The following is a 16,140-nucleotide window of genomic DNA, read 5'->3' as shown; positions in this document are numbered from 1 at the left end:
GCCCCGATCACGTTGAGTGATCGGGGCTTTTTCTTGAGGGCTGCATCCCCTCAGGGAAGGGTCTCCTTTTCCTGCCAGCGATTGTTGCGCCGGCCGACCTCAAAACCGCTTGCCGATTCGCAAGCCATACTGGGTAATTACGTCGGAGTTTGTATCGTTTTGAAAACTGGCCTTTGCGCCAATCAGGAACTGGCGTGGCAGCGTAAACGAGTACGAAACGGAACACAGGTAGCCAAGCGTAACGAGGTTTTGCGCTTCGTTGTTACGGAACGTGAAAAAGGGTTCGGGATAATTGGGATCCCGTGTGATGCCATACACGTTGGGCATGGAAGACGACTGGTAACGAAGCACCGGCCCGAGGCCCAGTTTCAGTTCATGCACCCGGGTGCGCAGCGGTGCCAGGTTGGCCTGTGCATGAAGCTGCAGGCCGCCGGTGACCATGCGGTACGAGGCGTCGGTCGTTTGTCCCCATTGTGTCAGCAGGAGCTTTTCTTCTGCGTGGTGAAGGTTGGCGCCGAGGCCCGCGGTAAGTTCGATCCGCCTGCCAAGATAACTTCCATATTCCACGGCAAAGCCGGCGCCTTGCATATCGCCTGTGCCATGAAAGGACCTGTCCAGGTCGAGCGAAAGTTGTTTTTTGTTTTGTGCGGTTGCCAGCAAGCCAAGATGAAGCAGGAGAAAAAGCGGAATAAAATATTTCATAAGCCGGTATTTGGGTGGATGGATAAATGTAGGCTGAACAGGCATAAAAAAACCATCCTGGCTACAGGACGGTTTCGATTTAAACCTTTTTTAGGATTACTTGGAAGCCTTTGCAAAATGTTCGCTCACCTTGTTCCAGTTAATTACATTCCAGATATGGGTAAGGTATTCGGGGCGGCGGTTCTGGTACTTCAGGTAATACGCATGTTCCCACACGTCAATTCCCAGGATCGGCGTGCCTTTTACTTCGGCTACATCCATCAGCGGGTTGTCCTGGTTGGGTGTGGAACTTACCTCCAGCTTACCGTCTTTAACAAGCAGCCAGGCCCAGCCGCTTCCGAAACGGGTCGCACCGGCAGTGTTGACTTTTTCTTTCAGCGCATCGAACGAGCCGAACGTACTGTTGATGGCATCGGCCAGGGCGCCTGTGGGTTGACCGCCGGCGTTAGGTCCCAAAATTTCCCAGAAGAAAGAGTGGTTCCAGTGACCGCCACCATTGTTGCGAACAGCCGGCGAAATGGAACCCGCACTGCGAACCAGTTCTTCCAGGCTTTTGTTTTCGTTCTCGGTGCCGGCAATGGCTTTATTCAGGTTGTCCACGTAGGCCTGGTGGTGCTTGCCGTGGTGTATTTGCATCGTCTGGGTGTCAATGTGCGGTTCCAATGCATCGGGTGCATACGGAAGAGGCGGGAGTGTAAATGCCATAACTTTTTCGATTTAAATTTTACAATAATATTTGTCCTGAGCCTTACAAAGTTATTGCTCTTTGCAGCTTTTTTATCAGCGAGGGGAAATAACTATCGGCGTTCATTCATAAAAGGTTTTTACGCAAGGCTTGCTGCTGGCAAAGTTGGCGGGAACATAGGTTCTATCATGCTTTGTTTTTTTAAGTCATCCACAAAAAGAAAAAGGCCGCTCAAAATTTTTGAGCGGCCTTTTGAAAAGGACATGGTCGTTATGAGCGATGCTTATTTTTTGAGGTAGTCGTAATACTCAGTATCAGTTGCACAATCCCACCAGATTGGCATACTCCAAATGTTTGGATCAGTGGCATGGGGATTCAAGGCCAGTGTATTGATAGAGTTATAATTGATTTCATAGGTTGGCGGTAAAGCCCAGCGGCGCATCCAGTACTTGACATCAGTTGGAGAACCACCTGTCAACTGGGCCTGACCTGTGAATAAGGGACCTCGTTGATAACCCGGGTAAACAACGCCAAAGCTACCGACATTTCCTGCGCTGAAATTAAACCGGCGCATATCGTTCCAGTTTTCAATGCTGCATCCCATGGCAATATATTTCTGCAGCATGATGTCTGACATTGTCAACGTACCGGCACCCTGGGCAACTGCACTGCTCGAAAGATAATCGGTGATAGCCGTTTGATCCATCGGCTCCATATCAGGTATGGTAACACCAGCAGCATTTTTGTTAAACCCGCCGGCTTTCCATTGCGTGAGCTTCGCCTGCATCATATCGAGGTGGGCCTGGATACCTGCCTTGTAGGCAGTGTAGGCATTTGCGGCATCACCTTTTCGCATGTACACTTCGGCTTTTATAAAGCACATTTCATGATAGGTCAAAATCTCCTGGTCGGAAACAGGACGAACCTGGAAGGATCCTGTCGAACCAATAACGCCTGCGTTATAGGCTGCTGCTGAAGGATACCAGTTCACATCATTTGCAGGCTGGGCGGCGATGCCTGATGTAGCCAGGGCACTGCTGCGCATGTTTACATAAACCGTGTCGCCGGCATAGAGGTAGTTGGTGCTGTTGATAAAAATGGAACCTGCCTTATAGGTCACGGTTACGTCGTTGCCGCTGGTGGTGTATGTACGGCCGGCCGCATCCTGTGCCGCAATGAAATTGGCACGGTCCGTTGCATCGGTGATGGTATATTTTATCGGTGTCGCTGCAGCGGCATAACTGGCCGTTTGAATAGAAGTAGGGCCACCTTTTACCAACCGGTTTGCCAGGCTTAACGGGGCATTTTTATCCTGGGGATTGTACGAATCAACACCTATGGAACGGTTCCAGGTGTAAGATGCGACCTTACCGCTGCCATCCAACCGAACATTGGCCATAGAAGCCGGGACAATTTTCGTCATCCGCGGATCAACCACTCCGGAGCCGCGCATATTCGTCAGCAGGTTGTAATGGAACTGGGAAATACGGTTCGTACTGCCATACGCTGCATAATCGAAGTTGCCGTTTGTGACTACGGGATCGCCCAGCAGGTAATCGGTTACCGTACTGTTGTTGAATCCTGGCCCGACCGTATTATCGGCATTCGATTGCGGTCCTTTGGACAAACAATACAAAATAGAATCTGCATTAAACAGGTCTGCTTTTTTCGACAGTTTCAGCATATAACGGGCTTTTAACCCCCAGCACAGTTTGAGCCATTTGTCTACATTTCCATTGTTCCATAAATCGCCTGCAGCAAGCTGGGGCGATCCGGCATCCTGTGTTCTGCTGAACAGGCTGATCGCTTCATTCAGCTTAGACATACAGCCATTGTAAATGGTTTTGCCGTCATCCGGCTTGGGGCTCGGATTTCCTGTTGCTGCCTCCGTATAAGGCATCTCGCCATACAAATCCAGCATTTCCATAAAACCCAGTGCATGGAATACATCAGCCACAGCCATATAATGATAAGCGCCTTGTTTCTGGGCGGTCTTATACATGTCAACCACATTGGACGATACCGAAACAAACCATGTTTGATAGGGTGTTGTCGAATTGCTGTTGGAGCATTGCCAGGTGGTGCTAAACGTATTACCGGCAGCGGAAGTCGTGTAATAAACGCCTGCCTGGAGCGAAGTACGAAAATTGGTCACCCCTGACGTGTACTGGTAAAAATGTTCGATCCAGGGCAACCGGTTTTGAACCAATACACTTTGATTGTTTGGATTATCCGGGTCGGTATTCACATCCAACCACTTTTTGCACGAAGCCGACACCATCACAAGTAGACAGGCCAGTATGCTATATTTTATCGTTCTCATAATGTAATTTTTTACTGGTTAAAATGTGACATTTAATCCGAAGGTTAAACTTGCTACAGCAGGCACGCCTAAATAATCGATACCTGTAGAGCCCGAGCCTCCTGTTCCTCCTGCCGCGCTGACTTCCGGATCCATTCCTTTGTAGTTGGTCCACGTAAGCAAATTGGTGCCCACGGCTGTTGCTGAAATACCCTTAATAACTTTTTGGTTTTTCACCAGACCGGAGAAGTCATACGTTAATGAGAGGGAACGCAGTTTTAACCAATTGACTGACGTAATAAAATTATACGAGTTGGCTGCGTAGTTTGCCCAATACCGTTGAATCATATCGTAGCCTGAAACGGTTGTGCTGCCGACGGTATACGACTGGTTTGCATTGTAGGTTTGTGTAAAATCAGCGCCTGTTACGCTATTCACCCCGGTCACGGTTACCGACTGGCGGTCATTCAGCAAGGTCTGTTTGCTTAAACCGTTTACGACCAAAGCATATTCAGTACCATTAAATACATCTCCACCTTTGCGAAGGTCAAGAAGGAATGACAGGGTGAGCTTTTTGTATCGCAAGGTATTATTAAACCCGCCGAGGAAATCCGGTTCACGGTTCCCGACAACCGGGTTATTCGCATTGATTTTATAGAAGCCTGTTGTCGGATCAACCTGGTAGCGTCCGTTTGAAATTTCTTTTCCTTTTGAGTCAAGTTCACGATAATACGATTGACCCGTCATGCCCAGGAAATAGCTGCCGTTCGGAATGGAAGCTGCTTTCACTGTTCCGAACTGAGCGTCCGTCGGGTAAAAATAGGCAACACCCGGAATGAAAGCTCCCAAGCGGCCCTTGTTGTAAGAGAAGTTCAGCATGACGTCCCAGCTGAAATTCTTTTGCACGATCGGTTTACCCGATAGGGCGATTTCCATACCCTTGTTGATGACCGAGCCGGAATTGAGGGTACTGAAAATAAACCCGCCGGATTGGGCTAAACGTGGTTGCCCGATTTGATTTTCTGTTTGGCTATGGTAGTACGTATAGTCCAAACCGATGCGGCCTTTAAGGAATCGAAACTCTCCTCCAACTTCCCAGGAATTTTGAATTTCAGGGATCAAATTAGGATTACCTGCAGCCCACTGGTTACCAACACCGATGTAAGAGCCAATGCTGATCGAAGGGTTGACGTATGTATTGGTGGCATAGGCATTGGCGTCTTTACCGACTCTCGCCCAGCTTGCCCGCATTTTACCAAAAGAAAGAAGGGTGTTTGCAGGCAACAATTGTGTAAATACAAACGAACCGCTGATGGAAGGATAGAAATAAGACTGGTTCTCTACAGGCAGCGTGGATGACCAGTCATTGCGTCCTGTTGCGGTGAGATAGAGAAGGTCTTTATACGATACGCCGGCTTCCCCATAAGCTCCTACCAAGCGTTTCCTGGTGGTACCATCTGAAAGAAACTTACTCGTGGTTGGTATATTATTAAAGCTGATGGTACCGGGAATCGTAAAGCCGTATCCCCAATGATTTTGACTGACGATTTTTGTATCTTCTGAAGTGGTCCCCATCATCAGGTGCGTATCAAAATCACCAAAGGTCTTATGAAAATTACTCATTACCGTTGTTGTAATATAGGTATAATCATAAAGGTCTTTGCTCAGGCGCCCGTTCTGATACAGGGGAGCCAGGGCAGAACCCGGAGCGATGAACGTATAGTCATTGGTAGCATACTGGTCGTAACCCAAACGTCCTGTAATGTCCCACCAGTTGGTGATTTTAAAATTAGCGTTAATTCCCCCGGTGAAACGCCGGGTTTGCGAGGTTAAATTATCCTGGTTGATAATCCAGTAAGGGTTGTCTCTATCACTTTCCAACGCAAGGGTTCCGGCATAGACCCGGTGTTGTGTCCCATCCGGATTGAGGTAATTTTTGATATCGAATGTTACCGGCCAGCTATACAGGGATTGCATACTTCCCACGCCGCTTCCATATAACCCGGCCGTCGTCAATGTTCTGTCGGTATTGGCATTGGAATAGGCAACATTCGCGTTTAACGTCAACCGTCCGTATTTCTGTTCGCCATTAAACCGAAACGTTGTTTTTTTATAACCGGTGCCGGGTACAATACCGGTTTGATTAAAATTGGAGCCGGACAAATAGAAAGATCCGTTCTTTGAACCGCCCGATACATTTACGTTATTGTCGTAGATAAGGCCGTGACGAAAGAAATTGCCGATGTTGTCATAGATCGTACTGTCGGAAGGAATTTTTGCTCCCCATGAGTTATAGGTATTCGCCGTGTTTAAAACGCCATTGCTGGAATAAACCCCAGGACCAAAGACAGTTTGAACCTCCGGTAATTTATTTGCCCAGGAGGTGCTTATTTTACTGTTGACATTGACCGTTACCCTGCCTTCAGCTCCTTTCTTTGTGGTAATAATCACAACGCCGTCAGCCGCACGGGAGCCATATAAAGCCGCTGCAGCAGCGCCTTTTAATACCGATAGGGTTTCAACGTCCTCCGGGTTGATATCCATGATCCGGTTGGAGTACGTTGTATTACTGCGGGAAAGGCCATCGGTACCGGTGTTGCCCGTAACCGTAGTGGAGTTGTCGTAAATAATGCCATCAATTACAAATAACGGTTGGTTTTGCCTGCCTTCTGATGTTGAATTACCGCCACGGATGGTGATGGATGCTCCGGCACCTGCCGAACCGCTGAATTGCGTGATATTTACACCCGGAACTTTGCCGACCAACGAATTCACGACGTTGGTGTTTTTATTTTTCATCAATTCCTGCGCATTCAGGTCAGATACCGAATACCCCAGGGCCTTTCGTTCCCTTCGGATACCCAATGCCGTAACCACCACTTCGTTCATGTTGTTGCCGGAGGCCTTCATGGTGACGGCAACAGCGGAACCATTGTTTACTTTCACTTCCTGTGGTTCATAACCGACCGATGTAATGACCAGGGTTTCGCCGGTAGCCGCCTGGATAGTGAAACGACCATTATCACCTGTTTGTGTAATCCGGCTCGTGTTTTTGATCGTAATGGTTGCTCCTTCTAACGGATTTTGATTTTCTGTTCTTACGGTGCCGCTAATCGTTCTTTGCTGTGCCATTCCCTGCCACGGCAGCAAAACGATCAGCAACAGGACGAGGGTCAGTAGCTGTAGTAATTTTCTCATAATTAGCGATTTAAATTCTTAAGCGTGTCCAAAAAAAGCGTAGTTAAAATGATTTCAGGAATGGATTCTACAGCACCTGAATTCCTGCTTCTTTGTAAGGTTTAAGCAGTGGATCATCAGGTGATCGTTCTGTAATTAATATATCAATGTCTGCGTGCTCGCAAACCTGTATGGGTTGTTGCGAGTTTATTTTTTCAGCGATAGTTAAACAAACCAGCTTTTGCGATGATTCGACCATCGCTTTTTTGATTTGCACAACATCCCAATCATTGTCCGAAACGCCATTTTCAAGATTGATGGCATTGATCCCCAGAAAACAAAGATCAGCCCTGATCCCCCTGATCCTGGAAATGGCTTCCAGGCCAACCGTAATCTTTGAATTCTTTGACACCTTTCCGCCAATCGCAATGACTTCAATTGTGGGATGGTTCATGTATTCAAAAATCACCGGTATGCTGCCGGTGATAAAAGTGGCATGCAGGTGTTGCGGAAGCGCCCTGGCCATTTCAATGATGGTGGTTCCTCCTCCGGTGAGGACAAACATCCCGTCCCGGATCAGGGACGCTGCTTTTTGGGCGATCATTCTTTTTTGTGTGTAAGAATAAACATCCCGTTTGGCTAAATGACCACTGTGAAAGGCGGTGGACAAAGCGCCACCATGAACTTTGATCAGTTTCCCTGCTTCTGCTAATTCATGCAAGTCACGTCGGATGGTATCATCAGATACATTGATATCCAAACTCAGGTCTGCTGACAAAACCTTGTTGCGCAGATTGATTTGGTGGAGAATGTAGGCGTGTCTTTCTCGTTTAAGCATTCAAAAGCAGAGTTGTTCAAAATAAAGGAAAAACATGCATAAACCTGCAAAAACAGTAAGTATTTGTTCGGGGTTGAGGAAAAAAACCGCAACAAATAATTGTTGATTGCTATTTGTTGTCCCTTTTCCAAAAAAAGCTGCAAAGCCAACGGCAGCCGCAGAATGTGCTAAACCGGCCAGCGTTTTAGTTCTCAACCGCAAAAGAATTAAACGTTGGCAAAAAGGTGAAATGCTCCTGCCTGTGATTCTTTGACGCGGGGTTAGGACGCAACCTTGTGCATCGTGTTCCTGTCTTCCTGTCGCGGGATGTTTTCCGGGTCAGTGGTTACCAGGCCAGTTTATTGAACATGGGCATTGAATCCTTGCTTTGGAAAGCCTTGCAAAAGCCGGCTCTGACCATTTGTGGGGATGCCTTCTTCGTCCCCATTTTTTTACACCATTACAGGGGGGCACTTTACCGGGACTTTTCACTGGGGTTACCGTCTTTGTTGAAAAAAAGATTTCATCAGCGAGGCACACTCCTGGTGCAGCACACCATGTGAAAGGGTTGTTTTCGGGTGAAAGGGCCATGTTTCTTTGGTGATGTGCAGGTAGCCGTTCTTTTCGTCGGAAGCGCCGTAGACAATGCGGCCGATTTTGCTCCAGTACAGGGCGCCGGCACACATCAGGCAGGGTTCTACTGTCACATAAAGCGTTGCCTCGGGCAGGTATTTGCTTCCTAGGTAGTTGAAGGCGGAGGTCAGGGCAATCATTTCAGCATGTGCAGTCGGGTCGGCTAGCAGTTCCACCTGGTTGTAACCGCGGGAGATGATCTTGTTGTCAATGACGATCACCGAGCCCACCGGAACCTCGTCGGCATCAAATGCCGTTTGCGCCTGGCGCAGGGCCTGTTGCATGAAATAGTCGTCGTTCATCGGGCAAAGGTAGGTGGTGGAGTAAAGGCAGCGCAGGTGGCTTTAGCCGAGCAGTACAATCCCGTTCTTGATGGCGAAGATGGCCATGCCCACCCGGCTTTTTACTTCCAGTTTTTCGTGCAGGGCATCGCGGTAGCCGTCCACGGTGCGGGGACTGACGTGCATTTTGTCGGCAATTTCCTTGTACGAAAGATCGGTGCAGACCCATTTCAAAAATTCCAGCTCTTTTTCGTTGAGCTGCAGTTTCGGTTGCCCGGCACCGCTGTCGCTGTCTTCCTTCGACAGGGCATGAATCAGCTTGCTGCTTACCAGTTCGGAATGATAAAAGCCTTTGTTCAGCACATTTTGAATGGCCGTTTGCAATTCATCCGGCTCGCAGTCTTTCAACACATAACCCTTTGCGCCGTTCTTAATCATTTTGATGATGATGCCTTCATCGTCGAGCATGGAAAGCGCCAGCACTTTGATATCGGGATGGTGTTGTTTCAGCCATTGCGTGGCGGCCAGGCCATCCATCACCGGCATGTTGATGTCCATCAGCACCACCTGTGGCAAGGGGTTCGCCGACAGGTGCCGGATCATTTGCTCGCCGTTGCCGGCTTCAAAGCAGATGGTATAGTCGAGATCCCGCAGCAGGTTGGCCAGCCCGTTACGGAGCAGCACATGGTCGTCTACTAAGGCGATGGATGCTTTCATGCCGCAATAATAGGGAGGTTCAACCGGATTTCTGTTCCTGCAGTCTCGCCGCTGCTCACCCGGAAATGGCCGCCAATGAGCCGTGCCCGGTTTTGCATGTTGCGCATGCCCGAGCCCTGCCCCGCCACGTCGGTACGAAATCCTTTCCCGTTGTCTTTGACCGCCACCTGCAACTCGGCTTCGGTATACCGGAGGTTCACATCGATGCGGCTGGCCCCGGAATGCTTGATAGCATTGTTGAGGGCTTCCTGCACGGCGCGGAAAAGGATCAGCTCTTTCTGCGGGTCGAGCGAAGCCGGCGACCCGTTTATGTTGAGCGCCGTTTGAAAGACGCCGGCCTTTTCAATCAGGCGCAATTCCAGTTCGATGGCTTCCGCCAGGCCAAGCGAGAGCACGGCCTCGTTGTGCAGGGTTTTCGACAGGGTGCGCAAGTCGGTAATGGCCTTGCTCACCAGCTCTTTGGTGTTGGCCAGTTTTTCGGGAAGAGCAGCCGCTTTTTCGGGGTTGATGGTATTGAGGTTCAGCTTTGCCAGGCTGAGGGTCTGGCCGATGTTGTCGTGAATTTCCTGGGCAATGTTTTTCAGCGTCAGTTCCTGCATGTCCAGTTGTGCCTCCAGCAGTTCTTTTTCAAAGGCAGCTTTCAGGGCGGCCTTTTCCTGGAGATACCGGGCTTGTTTTTTCTGGTACACAAAAACAAGAAGGATGATGCCGATGGCCACCAACAAAAAAAAGGCGGAGCCAATTACGATAATGCCGACTTGTTCCGATAAATGATCCATAAACTTCCTCCCAGCAGCGAAAGTGCACCCACAAAAAGCAGGCAGTTGTGCAATCCCCACAAGTTTGTCAGCACGTCCCGCTCCGCCTGCGTATAGGTTGCCAGAATTTGAAGGGTAAAATAATGATAAGTGAGAAAGATAATGAAGCTGCCCAGAAAATAAATCAGGAAGCCCGAAGAAAGCCAGAAGTTGATGTCGTCCAAAATGTTTTTATCCTTTACATTCCGCAGCTCCTGGTGAAAATACAGGAAAACAAACAGCACCACGAATGCGGAAATCATGCTGTAGCCAATGGAGTCAAACAACCGGGTTTCTTTCAGCACCAGGGTTTTGACAACCATGTACACAGTAGTGGCAAGAATCAGTGCAAGAACTGTATTTTTTTGAAACCGGCTATTCAACAGGCCCCTGAAATAAAGACCGAGAAACCAGATGGTAAAAAATGCATGGATATGATAATACAGGGTCGTACTCCTATCGAATTCAATCAGCAGGCTCGCTGTTATCATCAGGCCAAATGCCAGGAAATAATACAGGCGTAAGGGACGCAGTCGGGTATCGTCCTTCTTTCGTCCATAAAACCAGACGGCTACCAAATAAAGCAGGTAGGCCAGCGGCTCCAGGTAATTGACAAGCAGGTTTCGCAGGATGGTCGCCATCTGTGCTGGTTGATTCAAAAAAGAAATTCAATAGCGTCGTGCGAAGCGTTCATTATTGGGTGTTGCACGGCGGATTGGGACAACCTTCAATGGAGTCAACGGCATCCACTTTTCCCTTGTTTACGGCCCTGGCATAAACGCGAAGGGCACCAGCCTCTTTTCCGTCATTCAGCGTCACGTTTTCAAGGAAGGAATGAACCACGATAAAGTCGGTGTTCAGCTCCAGCAGCTTTTTCATGTCTTCGGTCCGGAAGATGAATTCAAGATTGTTTGCCATAAACAGAGTTTAAAGATGAGTAGCCTGCAAGATACAAAGATGCGGCATAAGCGAACTGCTAGGGGAATTTTTTACGGAGTCTCCACCGTGAAAAAACGGTACGGAAAACCGTGAAAACACCCTTGACTTTCGCCCTGCGAAATACCAATTTTGGGGTAGTCAATCAAAGCCATGAACCAGTCTTTACTTTCTGTTCTGCCAACCGGAGCCGCAACCATCACCCGCCGTGAAACAGAAATCCTGCACATGATGTCGCAAGGCAAGTCCAACAAGGAAATTGCCTCCTCCCTGCACATCAGTACGCAAACGGTAACCAAACACACCAAGAACATCTACCGCAAACTGGACGTGCACAACAAAATTGAAGCACTGAACAAAACAAAATGGCTGATTGCCTCACTTTTCAACAACCGAAACTAAGTGCTGACGGCAACCGGGAGGAAGTGTGGCTTTCTTCCGGTTTGTTTTTCCAAAATTTTTCTCATGTCTTCTCTGCCACATAGTCGCCCTTACCGTAAGTACCATTGACAGCCTGAGCCAATCCTGGTGAAGGCTGTTTTTTTTATGCGACTGTTTTCAGTCATCCCTCTGGTAAGCTACAGTGTTCCTTAGCACCTGCCATCTGCAGGGTGGGTACAGGGCTGGCTGAAGGCGGAAGAGTCTTCCCGTTCCCTGCACACCGTTTTGTATACCCTACTTCCTGAAAAATATCGCGGCAACACTTGACATTGAAAGGATATGTTTACATATTTGTCGTCATACCATTCTCTCCCTGCGAAATACACACGCTGACGTCTTTACCCTCATTTGTTGCACTGCGTAACCACGCATAACCCGGGATGCTGAAAACGGGAACAAAGAGTAGGCATTATCCTTTAAATTCTGCGTTATGGCGAAAGCAAAAAAAGCTGCCGGCGATGTTTCAACCGAGTTTATCGACTCCCTGAACGAATTGCACAAAGCGGCCAACCGCGCCGATTTTTCCAAACTTCAAACCAGGGGTGGCGCTGTGGCAAGAGGAGTGGATGTTTGCGGTGTGTATGCAAAGGTTCGTCCTTTCCTCGACATCATCCTGCGCATTCCTTTTATTCCTGCGAAGGCAAAAGAGGGCATCAAGCTGCTCATGTCTGCCCTGGACACCCTGTGTCCGCGATAACAACCGGGAGCCTGCAGGGCTCCTTTCTTCTTCACCTTTCAACGTTACTGCATGCCAAAGAAAACCGCACTTTGCATCGGGATCAACGATTATCCCGGTACCAACAATGACCTGAATGGTTGTGTCAACGATGTGAACGACTGGGCCGATGTATTGACCCAAAAAGGCTTCACGGTTAAAAAACTGCTCAACGACAAAGCCACCCGCAACAACATCCTTAAAGAACTTAAAAGCCTTTTGTCCAAAACGGAAAAAGGCGACTCGGTGGTGGTCCAGTATTCCGGGCACGGCTCTTATGTGCCCGACGAAAATGGCGATGAACCGGATGGCAAAGACGAATGCATTTGCCCCTACGACATCGTGGTAAACGGCAAACCCAATTTCATTACCGACGATGAGCTCTTTGCTCTTTATTCGTTGCGGGACAAAGACTGCAAGCTGCTGATCATTTCCGATTCCTGTCACTCCGGTACCGTGTCAAGAGTAGGACCACTCCTGGGTACGGATGGCCCTGTGCGGAAGATGCGATTCCTTCCACCGGAAACTTTTTTGCCGGAATCGGAACTGAAAAAATTCGGCACAACCAACACAAGGGCTTTCCGGTCTGCCTCGCCCCCGGGGCGTTATGCCGGACTGCTGATGGCCGGCTGCCAGGACCAGCAGGTAAGCTTCGATGCAGAATTTGCCAACAAAGCCAACGGCGCCTTCTCCTATGTTGCCCTGCAGACCCTGAAAAAGCTAAAGGCATCTGCCACCTATACCGACTGGTTCGCAGAGATCAGCAAAAAGCTTCCTTCGGAAGACTATGCCCAAACGCCCAATCTCTTTGGCGCTGCCAGCATGAAGAAGTGGAAGGTTTTTTCCTGATGAAACAATGTTGTATAGCCGGGATGCCGAAAACGGGAACAAAGAGTAGGCACACAAATCTTTTTTTATGAAACTTGATTTTACCGATCCTTCCGTCACCTTTCAGTCCAACCACGCCGCGTTTATCAAAAAACTCAAAGTGCTTTCCCGGGATGGAAAGTTGCCGGAGCGCATGCCCACCTCGGCCGATGTAACCGGCATTGAACTGCGCATGCTGCCCCCGTTCATTAAAGACAACGGCACACCGGCGGTATTTCCGTTTCCCGGTTTTGCCCGGCTGTATTGCCTCACCATCGTGGTGAGTGATGTGGACAACCAGTTGGCCGGCAACATCGACCTGAAAGGCTTCCAGCGCATCGGCGACCGCGAAAACCTGCCCATCAACAAAACCATTTTTTACTGGCAAAGCCAAAACGGCAACGACAAGCCACCAAGCCAGATCCACACCATGTGTTCGGTGGTCAAAAGCAAAAAAGACCTGCGCGACGTAGGAGAGATCTTAACCAAAGTAAAAGGCGACGAAAATTACCAGTCGCTGATCGGAACATTGAAAAAGCTGGCCAAAGACGCCACCCAAATCGGGATGGTGACGGATGTGATCACGCAGGTTGCCGGCGTGGTCGGGACCTACCTCGGCAAGGTGGAAGACAAGCCGCTGGGCACCGTGATCAACAGCTACACCACCTTGCACGGCGATTTCGATACGCCGGGTGTTTCCCAGCTTAGTTATGCCACCCGGAATGTCGACTTCGATTTTCAAATGGTTGTTCGCAACGCGGCAAAAGAAGCACCGCGTTCGGCAAGAGGCGCCGCACCGAAAAAAGGGGCGAAGCGGGCACTGGCGGCCACGGAGGTGGAAGAAGTGCTGGTCGACATGTATCCACTGTAAAAGGTTGCCCATGCAGAAGCGACTGTTCTGCATGGGCATTTTTTATCCCAATCAGGTATTCTAAAAAAACAACACTGCCGTCTTTGTGTAAAACAACCCTGGTTGTCTCATTTGTGCAGTCACACCGTTTGTCTTTAGCCTTCTCCCCGTCATGGCCGGTTGTTTTCTGCTGCGCAAAGCCGTTATTCCTTCACGATCCCGAAGATCTAGGGAACCACCGGCGGTGGTGCCAGTGCCGGTGATTTGGCCAGGGCCCGTTCCAGGTCCTGCAACGGCGTCAGCTTCTTGGGTGCATTGGCGGTGAAGTCTGTAATGGCAACACCCTGCAGCTCGCCGTTGTTGCAGCGCCATTTTTCTTCGAGGATTTTTCGCTCCTGTTTCAGGTCGTTGTTGTCGTTGTCGTCGTAATAGTCGATGGTGAGTTCAGGGCCTTTCAGCCGCAACACCACGTAACCGTTGTAGCCAACCGGAAAACCGTCGATCTGTTTCCGTTCGCGCCGGTCAAACACCACGATGTTGCGAAGCGATTTATGAGTCCCTGGTTCCTCGCCGATGGGTACCGGCATACCGCCGTGGCCCATGCAGCGGGCAAACACCTTCAGGCCGTTGCTGATGTCGTTTTCGCCATAGAGCGAGAGGCGGTGTTCGTGTCCCCAAAACCACAAGACGTTGCGGCCGGCCGGCAGCAGTTCGGCAAACTGGCGGGCCGGTTGTGGGTATTCTTCCTTGTCGAAGGCCGAAAATGCCTGGTGGTGCGAAAGCAGGATCAGGCCGCGGTTGTCCCTGCCCGGCTGCACGATGTCGCGTAGCCATTTGACCTGTTCTTTGTGGAGTTCGAGATCGGGGTTGGCGCGGACACCCAAAAACCCTTTCAGCGAGTAGTAGCCCGTGTCCAGGCCGATGATGCGCCAATGTGCATTTTCAAGGCAGAAAAAGGGCGCTTCCTGTTGTCGCACCTCTCCGTTCTCGCTCATGGTCATATAGGGTAAAAGCTGGGTAAAATAAGACTTGCCGCTGGAGTACATTTCGTGGTTGCCCAGCAGGGCAAAGCTTCCCCGCTTGCCATAGGGCCAGGGAGCGCCAAAGGTGCTGTTGAAATTGCAGTCGATCTCTTTTTCGTTGCCCACGTAATACGTATCGCCAAGGTGAATGGTGAAGTCCCGTTTCGTGCTGTCACACAGCGAAGCCACGTTACAGGACTCGGGTGTGTCTGATGCCCAGTCGGACAGGAGGGCCACGGAAATCTCGGGATCATCGGGCATGGTAAAGATGCCGTTGTTTTGCCGGGGATCCTTGTAGGTTTGGTAGGGATAGCGGCTGTTGCCCAGGTGAAGCAGGTTTTGCCAGATCCAGGCCAGCTTGTTTTGCGGCATGTAACCATGCATGTTGTGACCCGGCGCCGGTTTGGTAATGCTTTCTTTGATCGCATGCAGTTTATTGACCAGCGGCGAACGGCTTAAGCCGATCAGATCTTTTTGTTCCATAAATAAACGTTTTGTAAAAGAAGACCGACAGCGTTTGTATAGGGCAGTTGTTTCAACAGGGAGCGCCGCCAGCGCCGGTAATGCAACGATGCCGATTGAGGCGTTGACGGCAGGGATCTTTGGTAAAGGAAGCTACTAAACTTTGCGTAGGATTGAAAATAAGATTTACTGCATGCGGCACTTGGAACGAAGCAAGGTTTGCCGCAATGTGAAGGGTAGCGGAATGCTGCGGGCACTACAAAATCGCCAGCAGTTCCGAAATGTCGATGTTGGTCAGGTAGGCTTCGATGCCATCCATGTCATTGAAGCTTTTGATAAAGCTGACAGTGGCCGTGGCCGTGTTGTAAAACACTTCAACGTAAAAGCCATCCAACTGGAAAAGAAGAACGGCAACACCCAATGATTTGCGCTCCATCAGAAACACCCCTTTTCTCTTCACCAGCCTCTCCTGCGAAGAACAGGATACAGCGCGGAATTGTTGCAACGTCATAACCGGGATTGAGAAAACTAAAGGCGGCAAAAGGAATACCCTCTGCATCCAAACAGGGGAGTTAAACATCCCAGGCTTGCCTGTGCAAGACATTACACAAAACGGTAATAGACGTCTACACAAGAGCTTTGGTCCAGGCCGATTGCAAAGCGTAGAATACAGACTGGCATTGGTTTTGGAAAGAATAGAAAGGTTGCGGTTGTGAAAAAAGCAGGGAGAGAAAAA

General features: G+C 49.5%; 17 protein-coding genes. 4 read left to right on the top strand and 13 right to left on the bottom strand.

What is annotated here, in order from left to right:
- Nucleotides 1–99: 99 nt before the first annotated feature.
- The 11 genes from D6024_RS03525 to D6024_RS03475 form a co-directional block, all read right to left on the bottom strand.
- Nucleotides 100–702 (bottom strand): hypothetical protein, encoded by a 603-nt coding sequence (locus tag D6024_RS03525; RefSeq protein WP_121353005.1) that lies wholly within the window; start codon nucleotides 700–702, stop codon nucleotides 100–102.
- Nucleotides 703–798: 96 nt separating this feature from the next.
- Entirely contained in the window at nucleotides 799–1,407 is a 609-nt protein-coding gene (locus D6024_RS03520; protein WP_121353003.1) for a superoxide dismutase, read from the bottom strand.
- Between the two features lie 263 nt (nucleotides 1,408–1,670).
- Complete coding sequence (locus tag D6024_RS03515) at nucleotides 1,671–3,710, bottom strand: SusD/RagB family nutrient-binding outer membrane lipoprotein (RefSeq protein ID WP_121353001.1); 2,040 nt, start codon at nucleotides 3,708–3,710, stop codon at nucleotides 1,671–1,673.
- An 18-nt stretch (nucleotides 3,711–3,728) separates the two neighbouring features.
- A complete protein-coding gene (locus D6024_RS03510) occupies nucleotides 3,729–6,887 on the bottom strand; it encodes a SusC/RagA family TonB-linked outer membrane protein (protein ID WP_121352999.1) in 3,159 nt (1,052 codons plus the stop codon).
- Nucleotides 6,888–6,954: 67 nt separating this feature from the next.
- Complete coding sequence (locus tag D6024_RS03505) at nucleotides 6,955–7,704, bottom strand: DeoR/GlpR family DNA-binding transcription regulator (protein ID WP_121352998.1); 750 nt, start codon at nucleotides 7,702–7,704, stop codon at nucleotides 6,955–6,957.
- The gene (locus tag D6024_RS03500; protein ID WP_162944505.1) at nucleotides 7,705–7,899 is read right to left on the bottom strand and encodes a hypothetical protein; all 195 of its coding nucleotides are present in this window, start codon (nucleotides 7,897–7,899) and stop codon (nucleotides 7,705–7,707) included.
- A gap of 281 nt (nucleotides 7,900–8,180) precedes the next feature.
- On the bottom strand, nucleotides 8,181–8,618 hold the full coding sequence (locus tag D6024_RS03495) for a nucleoside deaminase (RefSeq protein WP_121352994.1): 438 nt from the start codon (nucleotides 8,616–8,618) through the stop codon (nucleotides 8,181–8,183).
- Nucleotides 8,619–8,660: 42 nt separating this feature from the next.
- The gene (locus tag D6024_RS03490; protein WP_121352992.1) at nucleotides 8,661–9,314 is read right to left on the bottom strand and encodes a response regulator transcription factor; all 654 of its coding nucleotides are present in this window, start codon (nucleotides 9,312–9,314) and stop codon (nucleotides 8,661–8,663) included.
- Nucleotides 9,311–10,093, bottom strand: a complete 783-nt coding sequence (locus D6024_RS03485; protein WP_121352990.1) for a sensor histidine kinase — start codon at nucleotides 10,091–10,093, stop codon at nucleotides 9,311–9,313. The genes D6024_RS03490 and D6024_RS03485 overlap by 4 nt, the downstream gene beginning before the upstream one ends.
- Nucleotides 10,057–10,752 carry a hypothetical protein gene (locus D6024_RS03480; RefSeq protein ID WP_121352988.1) on the bottom strand — a complete coding sequence of 232 codons (696 nt, stop codon included), beginning with the start codon at nucleotides 10,750–10,752 and terminating at the stop codon, nucleotides 10,057–10,059. The genes D6024_RS03485 and D6024_RS03480 overlap by 37 nt, the downstream gene beginning before the upstream one ends.
- Before the next feature lie 52 nt (nucleotides 10,753–10,804).
- Nucleotides 10,805–11,029 carry a hypothetical protein gene (locus tag D6024_RS03475; protein WP_121352986.1) on the bottom strand — a complete coding sequence of 75 codons (225 nt, stop codon included), beginning with the start codon at nucleotides 11,027–11,029 and terminating at the stop codon, nucleotides 10,805–10,807.
- 171 nt (nucleotides 11,030–11,200) lie between these two features.
- On the opposite strand from D6024_RS03475, the gene D6024_RS03470 reads away from it, so the two are divergent.
- From D6024_RS03470 to D6024_RS03455, 4 genes are all read left to right on the top strand, one after another.
- Nucleotides 11,201–11,449, top strand: a complete 249-nt coding sequence (locus D6024_RS03470) for a response regulator transcription factor (RefSeq protein WP_121352984.1) — start codon at nucleotides 11,201–11,203, stop codon at nucleotides 11,447–11,449.
- A gap of 469 nt (nucleotides 11,450–11,918) precedes the next feature.
- Complete coding sequence (locus D6024_RS03465) at nucleotides 11,919–12,185, top strand: hypothetical protein (RefSeq protein WP_121352982.1); 267 nt, start codon at nucleotides 11,919–11,921, stop codon at nucleotides 12,183–12,185.
- 51 nt (nucleotides 12,186–12,236) lie between these two features.
- Nucleotides 12,237–13,052: a caspase family protein gene (locus D6024_RS03460; protein WP_121352980.1), complete on the top strand. Its 816-nt coding sequence runs from the start codon at nucleotides 12,237–12,239 to the stop codon at nucleotides 13,050–13,052.
- Between the two features lie 67 nt (nucleotides 13,053–13,119).
- Nucleotides 13,120–13,941, top strand: a complete 822-nt coding sequence (locus D6024_RS03455; RefSeq protein WP_121352978.1) for a hypothetical protein — start codon at nucleotides 13,120–13,122, stop codon at nucleotides 13,939–13,941.
- A 206-nt stretch (nucleotides 13,942–14,147) separates the two neighbouring features.
- Here the strand turns inward: D6024_RS03455 and D6024_RS03450 are convergent, their stop codons facing one another.
- Both D6024_RS03450 and D6024_RS03445 read right to left on the bottom strand, forming a co-directional pair.
- Nucleotides 14,148–15,425 carry a metallophosphoesterase family protein gene (locus D6024_RS03450; RefSeq protein WP_121352976.1) on the bottom strand — a complete coding sequence of 426 codons (1,278 nt, stop codon included), beginning with the start codon at nucleotides 15,423–15,425 and terminating at the stop codon, nucleotides 14,148–14,150.
- A gap of 235 nt (nucleotides 15,426–15,660) precedes the next feature.
- Nucleotides 15,661–15,915 (bottom strand): hypothetical protein, encoded by a 255-nt coding sequence (locus tag D6024_RS03445; protein ID WP_121352974.1) that lies wholly within the window; start codon nucleotides 15,913–15,915, stop codon nucleotides 15,661–15,663.
- Nucleotides 15,916–16,140 lie beyond the last annotated feature (225 nt).

It is taken from the genome of Flavisolibacter nicotianae, assembly GCF_003628535.1.
GTDB classification, from domain to species: Bacteria; Bacteroidota; Bacteroidia; order Chitinophagales; family Chitinophagaceae; genus Flavisolibacter; species Flavisolibacter nicotianae.
This window is presented reverse-complemented; position numbering and strand designations above follow the sequence as displayed.

Bases quoted from the DNA above. Each gene is read 5' to 3' on its own strand.
- D6024_RS03515 (WP_121353001.1), bottom strand. From the start codon at position 3,710: ATGAGAACGATAAAATATAGCATACTGGCCTGTCTACTTGTGATGGTG.
- D6024_RS03480 (WP_121352988.1), bottom strand. From the start codon at position 10,752: ATGGCGACCATCCTGCGAAACCTGCTTGTCAATTACCTGGAGCCGCTG.
- D6024_RS03520 (WP_121353003.1), bottom strand. From the start codon at position 1,407: ATGGCATTTACACTCCCGCCTCTTCCGTATGCACCCGATGCATTGGAA.
- D6024_RS03505 (WP_121352998.1), bottom strand. From the start codon at position 7,704: ATGCTTAAACGAGAAAGACACGCCTACATTCTCCACCAAATCAATCTG.
- D6024_RS03485 (WP_121352990.1), bottom strand. From the start codon at position 10,093: ATGGATCATTTATCGGAACAAGTCGGCATTATCGTAATTGGCTCCGCC.
- D6024_RS03445 (WP_121352974.1), bottom strand. From the start codon at position 15,915: ATGACGTTGCAACAATTCCGCGCTGTATCCTGTTCTTCGCAGGAGAGG.
- D6024_RS03510 (WP_121352999.1), bottom strand. From the start codon at position 6,887: ATGAGAAAATTACTACAGCTACTGACCCTCGTCCTGTTGCTGATCGTT.
- D6024_RS03495 (WP_121352994.1), bottom strand. From the start codon at position 8,618: ATGAACGACGACTATTTCATGCAACAGGCCCTGCGCCAGGCGCAAACG.
- D6024_RS03470 (WP_121352984.1), top strand. From the start codon at position 11,201: ATGAACCAGTCTTTACTTTCTGTTCTGCCAACCGGAGCCGCAACCATC.
- D6024_RS03465 (WP_121352982.1), top strand. From the start codon at position 11,919: ATGGCGAAAGCAAAAAAAGCTGCCGGCGATGTTTCAACCGAGTTTATC.
- D6024_RS03450 (WP_121352976.1), bottom strand. From the start codon at position 15,425: ATGGAACAAAAAGATCTGATCGGCTTAAGCCGTTCGCCGCTGGTCAAT.
- D6024_RS03525 (WP_121353005.1), bottom strand. From the start codon at position 702: ATGAAATATTTTATTCCGCTTTTTCTCCTGCTTCATCTTGGCTTGCTG.
- D6024_RS03475 (WP_121352986.1), bottom strand. From the start codon at position 11,029: ATGGCAAACAATCTTGAATTCATCTTCCGGACCGAAGACATGAAAAAG.
- D6024_RS03455 (WP_121352978.1), top strand. From the start codon at position 13,120: ATGAAACTTGATTTTACCGATCCTTCCGTCACCTTTCAGTCCAACCAC.
- D6024_RS03460 (WP_121352980.1), top strand. From the start codon at position 12,237: ATGCCAAAGAAAACCGCACTTTGCATCGGGATCAACGATTATCCCGGT.
- D6024_RS03490 (WP_121352992.1), bottom strand. From the start codon at position 9,314: ATGAAAGCATCCATCGCCTTAGTAGACGACCATGTGCTGCTCCGTAAC.